Raw genomic sequence first — 8631 nt, forward strand, 5'->3', positions numbered from 1 at the left:
AACGGACGCTTCCTTCGTACTCACCCTCGCGGGTTTTCCTCCGGGCTTTCGTTCTGCTGTGTTGCTTTGTTCTTGCGTTTCCGACTCTATCAGACTCTTTCGGGCCTGACTCCCAGTCAGCGGGGTTTGCCTTCCGGGCTGTTGGGCCCTTCCGACTCCCCAAACTCTAGTGGGTTTCCCCGGCGATTCATAATCGGCCTTCGGAAATGAATTCGGGCACGCCGAAATCGTTCCCAGTGGGAGATCGTGCTGAGTTTGGATGCCGCAACGAGGCGGCGGGAGGTGCTGTCTCCGAAACCTTCCGGCTCCGGGGCAACTCGAAGAACCTTACGGACCCGCGGGAGGTGTGTCAACCCCCGTGGTCAGCTGGGTGACTGGAGGTCCTCGACACGGTCCAGGAGCCGCGTGAGCATCACGCCCAGCAGCCCGCGCTCCGCCGTGGAGAGGTCCTGGAGGAGGTCCTCCTCGAAGATCGTGGCCGCGCGCATCGCGTCCAGCCACTTGCTGCGGCCCTCGTCCGTGAGCTCCACGATCACGCGGACCCGGTTGGACTCGTCGCGCTCGCGCGTGACCAGCCCGTCCGCCGTCATGCGGTCGATCCGGTGGGTCATCGCCGCCGGCGTGAGGCCCAGCTGCTTCGCCAGCTCGCTCGGGCCCATCCGGTAGGGGGCACCGGAGAGGACGAGGGCCTTGAGGACCTCCCACTCCGCGTTGCTGATGCCCAGGGCCGCGGTCTGGCGGCCATACGCGACGTTCATACGGCGGTTCAGGCGGCTCAGCGCCGAGACGACCTTCTCCACCTGCGGGTCCAGGTCCTGGAACTCTCGCTGGTAGACGGCGATCTGCTCGTCGAGGCTCGGCTCGGGGACGGACGCGGCGCCGTCGGGGGTGTCACCCATGAGGGGAAGTATCGCACGAACACGTTGCCGTCTAACTCCTTCGATGTGTAGAGTTAAGCATCGAACTTTAGGCATGAAGTCTTCAAGCTTCAGTTATCAGGCAGGTGAGAAGTGACCAAGGTGATGGGCGCCGCGATGCGGCGGATCCAGGCCGGGAACGCGCTGACCGCGTTCGGCATCGGCTTCACGGTTCCGTTCCTCTACATCTATGTGGCGCAGGTGCGGGAACTGGGCTCCATGGCGGCCACGAGTGCGTTCGTGGCCTTCGCCCTGGGTGCTCTCGTCGCGCTGCCCTTCACCGGACGGGTCATCGACCGACGCGGTCCGGTGCCCGTGGTCATGGGTGCGGCGGTCGCCGCCTCCGCGGGCGCTCTCGCGCTCGGGCTCTCCACGGGCCTGGTGCCCATCCTGCTGTCCGCGCTGGCGCTCGGCGCCGGCCAGGCCGTGATGCAGCCGGCCCTCGCGACGATGATCGTGTGGTGCTCCACGCCGTCCACCCGGACCCGTGCCTTCGCCCTGCAGTTCTTCATGCAGAACCTGGGCCTCGGCATCGGCGGCCTCATAGGCGGCCAGATCGTCGACGAGAGCCGTCCCGGCAGCTTCACCCTTCTCTTCGGCATCGAGGCCGTGATGTTCCTGGTGCTGGCGGGCGTCATCGCCACCGTGCGGATGCCGCAGGCCCCGAGCATCAAGGACGCCGTCCCGAAGGACCCCGCCCAGGCGGGTGGCAGCGGCTGGAAGCGGCTGCTGCGGCACAAGGCCATGGTGCAGCTGAGCGTGCTGGGCTTCGTGGTGTTCTTCGCCTGCTACGGACAGTTCGAGTCGGGTCTCGCCGCCTTCGGTACCGAGGCCGCCGGGATCTCGCCCTCCACCCTCGGTTTCGCGCTCGCCGCCAACACCGGTGCGATCGTGCTCGCGCAGTTCGTCGTGCTGCGGCTGGTCGAGAAGCGCCGCCGGTCGCGGGTGATCGCGCTCGTCGGGCTGATCTGGACCGGGGCATGGCTCATAGCCGGGTTCTCCGGGCTCGGGCACGGCAGCGCGATGATGGCCGCCGCCGCGTTCATCACCACGTACGCGCTCTTCGGTATCGGCGAGGCGATGCTCTCGCCGACCCTGGCGCCGCTGGTGGCGGATCTGGCGCCCGAGGGCTCGGTGGGTCAGTACAACTCGGCCTTCGCGCTGGTCAAGCAGATGGCGCTGGCGCTCGGGCCTCTCGGGGTGCCGCTCGGTGCGGGCGTGCCGATGCTCTACATAGCCGTGTTCGTCCTGGTGTCGCTCGGGATCGCCGGGCTGGCACTGCGGCTGGGCCGACGGCTCACCCCGATGCAGGACAACCCGCTGCTGGCGAGCCGGGTCGTGGCGCAGGGAGGCCCGGCCGTGGTGGTCGAGCGTTCCGCTGCGGGTGCCGCCTCGGAGCCCGTGCGCGCGTAGTGCTCGTACGTACTCCTGCTCGGGGGAAGCGGAAGGCCCTGGTCCTGGTGGACCGGGGCCTTCGGCGTTCTCGGGCGGGCCGCTACTTGTCCGGCAGGGCGAATTCGCACCAGACGGCCTTGCCGCCGCCCGGGGTGCGGCGGGAGCCCCATGCGGAGGCGATGGTGGCGATGATCGAGATGCCGCGGCCGGTCTCGTCGGCCGGTTCGGCGCGGCGGCGGCGCGGCAGGTGGTCGTCGCCGTCGGTGACTTCGATGATCAGGCGGCGGTCGGTGCGGCGCAGGCGCAGCCGCATGGGCGGGGTGCCGTGCTGGAGGGAGTTCGCGACGAGCTCGCTGGCGGCGAGCACGCCGAGGTCGCACAGCTCGACGGGGAAGCGCCAGGAGGCGAGGACGCCCTGGGCGAAGGCGCGGGCGCGCGGGGCCGCTTCGACGCCGCCGAGGAGTTCCAGGGCGGCGTTGTGGAAGAGCTCGGCGTCCTGGCCGGTGCGGGCGGGCTGCTGGAGGACCATCACGGCGACGTCGTCGTCGTGGTCGGCGTCCACGCCGAGGGCGCGCATGAGGCGGTCGCAGATGACGGCCGGGGTGCCCTGGGCGCCGGAGAGGGCGCGGGCCAGGGCGCCGACGCCCTCGTCGATGTCCTCGCCGCGGCGTTCGACGAGGCCGTCGGTGTAGAGGACGGCGGTGGAGCCGGGGCCGAGCGCGATGGTGCCCGAGCTGTGCAGCCAGCCGCCGGTGCCCAGCGGCGGGCCGGTGTGGTCGGCGGCGCGGCGGACGGTGCCCTCCTCGTCGCGGACCAGGATCGGCAGGTGGCCGGCGGAGGCGTAGGCGAGCAGGCCCTCGTTGGGGTCGTGGACGGCGTACACGCAGGTGGCGATCTGGCTGGCGTCGATCTCGGCGGCGAGGCCGTCGAGGAGCTGGAGCACCTCGTGCGGGGGCAGGTCGAGCCGGGCGTAGGCGCGGACGGCGGTGCGCAGCTGGCCCATGACGGCGGCGGCGCGGACCCCGCGGCCCATGACGTCGCCGATGACGAGGGCGGTGCGGCCGGCGCCGAGGGTGATGACGTCGTACCAGTCGCCGCCGACGGCCGCTTCGGTGCCGCCGGGCTGGTAGGTGGCGGCGATGCGCAGGTCGTCGGGCTGTTCCAGTTCCTGCGGGAGCAGGGAGCGCTGGAGGGTGACGGCGGCCTCGCGCTGGCGGCGCTCGCTGGCGCGCAGCCGGTCGGCGGCCTCGGCATGGTCGGTGACGTCGGCGAGGTGGATCAGGATGCCGCCCAGGTGTCCGCCGGGCTGGGTGTCCGTGCCGCTCGGGCCCGTGTCCGCCGTGCCGGGGGCGGGCTTGGGGAAGTCGACGGGGGTGCAGGTGACGGTGTACGAGCTGCTGCCGCCGGGCGCCGCGCGGTTCTTGGCGGTACGGGGTCTGCCGCTGCGCCGGACCTGGTCGAGGAGCGGGAGGAGGCCGAGCTCGCCCAGTTCGGGGAGGGCTTCGTGGGCGGGGGCGCCGGGGGTGCGGGCGCCGAAGCCGGCGGTGTAGGCGTCGTTGACGTAGGCGACGCGGTGCTCGGGGCCGTGGACGAGGGCGATCAGGGCCGGGAGCCGGCCGAGGATGTCGCGTACGGAGAGCTCGTCCAGGGAGGGCACGGCGGTGAGGGTGGCCTCCCGCGGGGAGGCGGTGGCGGTGGCGCCGCCGGGGCCCGTTCCGCTTCCGCTGCCGGTTCCGAGGCCGGAGACCGTGGGGTCGGCGGGGTGGCCGTCGGCGGTGGGCGCGGGGCGCTCCCCCGCCGGGTCGGGGCGGCCGCCGCGGGCTGCCGGGACCGCGCCTTCGCCCCGCTTGGCCTGGGCGGCGGCGTGTTCGGTCCGGGCTGCGGCGCGGCGCTGCGTTCCGGGGAACCGGGCGCTCCAGCGCGTGAAGTTCACTGCGTTCAAGCCTCGTGGTGTCGCGAGTGGTCGCTGTGTCGCTCGTGGGCGGTCGCGGACTGGACGATGTCACTCTGTGCAGGGGTGAGCCCACCTATGGTCACACGTCCAGTGTGGTCGACGGCACTGACAACGTCAGCCCTGGCTGTCCTTCGGGGGGTTGGGGGCGGGCGGCGGGGGTGGGGCCTTGGGGGCTCCTCCTGCCGCCAGTTCGAATTCTGCCCTGGGGTGTTCGAGGGACCCGAGGGAGACGATCTCGCGCTTGAAGAGGCCGGACAAGGTCCATTCGGCGAGTACGCGCATTTTCCGGTTGAAGCTCGGGACGCGGCTGAGGTGGTACGCGCGGTGCATGAACCAGGCGGGGTAGCGCTTGAGCTTGCGTCCGTAGACGTGGGCGACGCCCTTGTGGAGGCCGAGGGAGGCGACGGAGCCCGCGTACTTGTGGGCGTACTCGGTCAGGACCTCTCCGCGCAGGGCGGCGACGAGGTTGTCGGCGAGGACCTTGGCCTGGCGGACGGCGTGCTGGGCGTTGGGGGCGCATTCGCGGCGGAGGCCCTCGGCGTCCGCGGGGGCGGTGATGTCGGGGACGGAGGCGGCGTCTCCGGCGGCCCAGGCGTTTTCGACGCCCTCGACGGTGAGGAAGGAGGTGCAGACGAGGCGCCCGCGCTCGTTGCGGGGGAGGTCGGTCGCGGCGAGGACGGGGTGGGGTTTGACGCCGGCGGTCCAGACGATGGTGCGGGTGGGGAAGCGGGAGCCGTCGCTGAGGACGGCGACGCGGTCCTCGCATGATTCGAGCCGGGTCTCCAGGCGGACGTCGATGTTGCGGCGGCGCAGTTCACGGACCGTGTAGACGCCCATCTCGAGACCGACCTCGGGGAGGATGCGGTCGCTCGCCTCGACGAGGACCCACTTCATGTCCTCCGGCTTGATGTTGTGGTAGTACCGCGCCGCGTAGCGGGCCATGTCCTCCAGTTCACCGAGGGCTTCGACGCCCGCGAAGCCGCCGCCGACGAAGACGAAGGTGAGGGCGGCGTCGCGGACGGCGGGGTCGCGGGTGGAGGAGGCGATGTCCATCTGTTCGATGACGTGGTTGCGCAGGCCGATGGCCTCTTCGACGGTCTTGAAGCCGATGCCGTAGTCGGCGAGGCCCGGCACGGGCAGGGTGCGGGAGACGGAGCCGGGGGCGAGGACGAGTTCGTCGTACTCCATCGCGAGCGGGCCGGTGCCCTCGTCGGCGGTGGCGAGGGTGGTGAGGGTCGCCGTCCGCTTGGCGTGGTCGATGCTCTGGACCTGGCCGATGACGATGCGGCACGAGCCGAGGACGCGGCGCAGGGGGACCACGACGTGGCGGGGGGAGATGGCGCCGGCGGCGGCTTCCGGGAGGAAGGGCTGGTACGTCATGTAGGGCTCGGGGGTGACCACCGTGACCTCGGCCTCGACGGCTCTCAGCTTTCGCTGGAGGCGGAGCGCCGTGTACATGCCGACGTAGCCGCCGCCGACGATCAGGATGCGCGTGCGGGGCGGGGTACCGGGGGCCGCGCCCCGGGAGTTAGCAGCCTTCACCATCCCATGACGCAACGTGGCCGGGAGTTTGTCCACAGGCCCGACAGATTGTGTGACCGGTGTGAGTGCTGGGGCGGGGTGGCCCGGAGCGCTCGGAGGGGACCGAAGTACGCAGGTCAGGGCGGGCGGAGTGGCAGCTTCCGAGGGTGCGGAACGGAAAAGTGGGGGTGAATGCTCCGATCGGGCGGTGGTCCGTCCGGGGCTCCCCCTTCTGAATTGACTCTGGCTCAACTATGTTCGTAACTCGTCGAGCAGCTGGACCGTACCTGAGACCGTGGTGCGGCCCCCTCGACGTGAAGGCGGGGAATGTCTCCGGGGGGAGACAGATGATTACCGGGGGATACATATGAACATGTCCGATTTCCATGGTTCTGCGACCGCGCTCTCGGTCGAGAGCAGCGGCCGTGCGCTGACGGGCGGCACCACGCACGGTGTCGGCCGGTCCACGCCGCTGCGCGTCGACGCCCAGCGCAATCTGGAGCACGTGCTGCGCGCGGCCCGCGAGGTCTTCGGTGAGCTGGGGTACGGCGCTCCGATGGAGGACGTGGCCCGGCGCGCGCGGGTCGGCGTCGGGACGGTGTACCGGCGGTTCCCGAGCAAGGACGTCCTGGTGCGGCGTATAGCCGAGGAGGAGACGGCCCGCTTGACCGAGCAGGCCAAGGCCGCCCTCGGCCAGGAGGAGGAGCCGTGGCAGGCGCTGTCGCGCTTCCTGCGGACCTCCGTGGCTTCCGGCGCCGGGCGGCTGCTGCCGCCGCAGGTGCTGCGGGTGGGCTCGACGGGCGAGGAGGCGGCCGAGGAGGCCGAGGCCGCCCGGGTGCCGCACCAGCGCCAGGCCGCCGAGGCGGCGGGTGCCGGTGTTCCGGGGCTGCGGGTCGTGGGCGCGCGGAGCTCGGCGGAGGACGAGCCGTCGGACGACGCGGGCGCGGGAGCGCTGCTGGAGGTCGTCGGGCGACTGGTGCACCGGGCGCGGGAGGCCGGTGAGCTGCGTGCCGATGTCACGGTGGCCGATGTGCTGCTGGTGATAGCGACGGCGGCGCCGGCCCTGCCGGACCCGGCGCAGCAGGCGGCGGCCTCGACGCGGCTGCTCGACATCCTGCTGGAGGGGCTGCGGTCCCGGACGGCGTGAGCCTGGGTTTGCCTGGTCGAGCCGGTGCCGGTCCGTTCGCGGGCCGGTGCCGGGCCGGCGGGGCGGCGGTACCGGGTCGGCAGGCGGCGGTAGCGGTTCGGCGGGGCGGTGGTCGGTCGCGGTGCGCGCGGCGGTCGGCCGGGGTGTGCACGGACGGGTGGAAGGGCCGGAAAGCGCTCCGGTGGCTGTCCGCTGTGTGACACGCTTGATCGGTGTACCGGTTGAGTGTGTCGTGCGGGAGCTTCCGCGATGGGCGTTGACGGGCGTGAGGAACCGCTCGGTGGCACCGGCAACGAGGTCGGGGTGGGTGGTCTGCCCGCCCGGCAGGTACCGGCGCAGCGCGAACCGGCGGGGCGTCATGTGCGCCAGGCCGGCGGAGCGAGCGAACTGCCACCTTCCGACGGGGACTTGATCGCCCGGATGCGGGACGGTGACGACGGTGCCTACGAGGAGCTTTTCCGCCGTCACGCCGATGCCGTACGGCGCTACGCGCGGACCTGCTGCCGGGACGGGCACACCGCCGACGACCTGACCGCCGAGGTGTTCGCGCGGACGCTGCAGGCAGTACGGGGCGGGGCCGGGCCGGACCAGTCGGTGCGGGCCTATCTGCTCACCACGGTACGCAGGGTCGCGGCGGCCTGGGCCAAGACGGCCAAGCGGGAGCAGCTCGTCGAGGACTTCGCCGTCTTCGCGGAACAGGCGGCTGCCGCGCGGGCGGACAGCGGCGCCGGGGTGTCCGGGCTGTCGGGGCTCTCCGGGGACGACACGCTCGAACTGGGCGCGGACGTACGGGCGATGCGTGTCGCCGAGCAGTCGCTGGCCATGCAGGCGTTCCGGAGCCTGCCCGAGCGGTGGCAGGCGGTGCTGTGGCACACCACCGTGGAGGAGGAGTCGCCGAGCGCGGTCGCGCCGCTGTTCGGGCTGAGCGCCAACGCGACGGCGGTGCTGGCCAGTCGTGCCCGGGAAGGGCTCAAGCAGGCGTATCTGCAGGCCCATGTGAGCTCGGCGCTGAGCGAGGGTGGCGACTGCGCGCGGTACGCGGACCGGCTGGGTGCCTTCGCGCGCGGCGGGCTGCGGGTGCGGGCGGAGCGGGGGCTGCGCAAGCACCTGGACGAGTGCGTGAAGTGCCGGCTGGCCGCCGGGGAGCTCAAGGATGTCAACGCGGGCATTCCCGCGCTGCTTCCGGTGGCGGTCATCGGGTGGTTCGCCGCCGGGTACGCGGCCAAGGCGGCCGGGGTGGTGGCCGGCGGGGCGGTCGCCGCGGGCGGGGCCGGGGCTGCCGCGGCGGCTGTCGGTACCGCGGGCGGGTCGAGTGCGGGGGCCGGGGCTGCGGGGGCGGCCGGGGCTGCCGGAACGGCTGGTGCTGCGGGGTCGGCCGGTGGTGGGGCTGCGGGTGCCGCTGGGGCGGGTGCTGCGGGCGGGGCGGGTGGGGGAGCCGGAGGAGCCGGGGCCGGGGGGGCTCTGGCCGGGGAGGGGCTCGGGCTGCCCGCCAAGGCCGCCATCGCTGCCGGGATCGCCGTGGCCGCGGCCGCCGGGGTGGTGTTCGCCCTCGCCGGGGACGATCCCGAGCCGCAGGCCCGGGTCAAGCCCGCGCCCTCGGCTGCGGCGCCCGTGGCGCCGGAGGCGCCCGCCGCCGCCGAGAGTGACGCGCCCTGCGGCGGGACCCGGCCCACGTCGTGCAGGGTCACGCACGGCTG

Annotated in this window: 6 protein-coding genes; 3 read left to right on the forward strand and 3 right to left on the reverse strand. The window is 72.7% G+C overall.

The window, feature by feature from the left end; genetic code table 11:
• Positions 1-362 precede the first annotated feature (362 nt).
• On the reverse strand, positions 363-899 hold the full coding sequence (locus ABZ873_RS33215) for a MarR family transcriptional regulator (protein ID WP_360880290.1): 537 nt from the start codon (positions 897-899) through the stop codon (positions 363-365).
• Between the two features lie 123 nt (positions 900-1022).
• On the opposite strand from ABZ873_RS33215, the gene ABZ873_RS33220 reads away from it, so the two are divergent.
• On the forward strand, positions 1023-2330 hold the full coding sequence (locus ABZ873_RS33220) for an MFS transporter (RefSeq protein ID WP_360880302.1): 1308 nt from the start codon (positions 1023-1025) through the stop codon (positions 2328-2330).
• 82 nt (positions 2331-2412) lie between these two features.
• Here ABZ873_RS33220 and ABZ873_RS33225 read toward each other — a convergent pair whose 3' ends face one another.
• Together ABZ873_RS33225 and ABZ873_RS33230 are read right to left on the reverse strand one after the other, a co-directional pair.
• Entirely contained in the window at positions 2413-4245 is a 1833-nt protein-coding gene (locus tag ABZ873_RS33225; RefSeq protein WP_360880305.1) for an ATP-binding SpoIIE family protein phosphatase, read from the reverse strand.
• 135 nt (positions 4246-4380) lie between these two features.
• Positions 4381-5811: an NAD(P)/FAD-dependent oxidoreductase gene (locus tag ABZ873_RS33230; protein ID WP_360880293.1), complete on the reverse strand. Its 1431-nt coding sequence runs from the start codon at positions 5809-5811 to the stop codon at positions 4381-4383.
• Between the two features lie 343 nt (positions 5812-6154).
• On the opposite strand from ABZ873_RS33230, the gene ABZ873_RS33235 reads away from it, so the two are divergent.
• The gene (locus ABZ873_RS33235) at positions 6155-6934 is read left to right on the forward strand and encodes a helix-turn-helix domain-containing protein (protein ID WP_360880296.1); all 780 of its coding nucleotides are present in this window, start codon (positions 6155-6157) and stop codon (positions 6932-6934) included.
• A gap of 249 nt (positions 6935-7183) precedes the next feature.
• Positions 7184-8631: sigma-70 family RNA polymerase sigma factor (locus tag ABZ873_RS33240; protein WP_360880299.1), on the forward strand; the 1448-nt coding region annotated here is incomplete at its 3' end.

Source organism: Streptomyces sp. NPDC047014, assembly GCF_040644195.1.
Taxonomy (GTDB): Bacteria; Actinomycetota; Actinomycetes; order Streptomycetales; family Streptomycetaceae; genus Streptomyces.

Coding starts and splice junctions, on each gene's coding strand:
- ABZ873_RS33215 (WP_360880290.1), bottom strand. CDS start 899: ATGGGTGACACCCCCGACGGCGCCGCGTCCGTCCCCGAGCCGAGCCTC.
- ABZ873_RS33220 (WP_360880302.1), top strand. CDS start 1,023: ATGGGCGCCGCGATGCGGCGGATCCAGGCCGGGAACGCGCTGACCGCG.
- ABZ873_RS33230 (WP_360880293.1), bottom strand. CDS start 5,811: ATGGTGAAGGCTGCTAACTCCCGGGGCGCGGCCCCCGGTACCCCGCCC.
- ABZ873_RS33235 (WP_360880296.1), top strand. CDS start 6,155: ATGAACATGTCCGATTTCCATGGTTCTGCGACCGCGCTCTCGGTCGAG.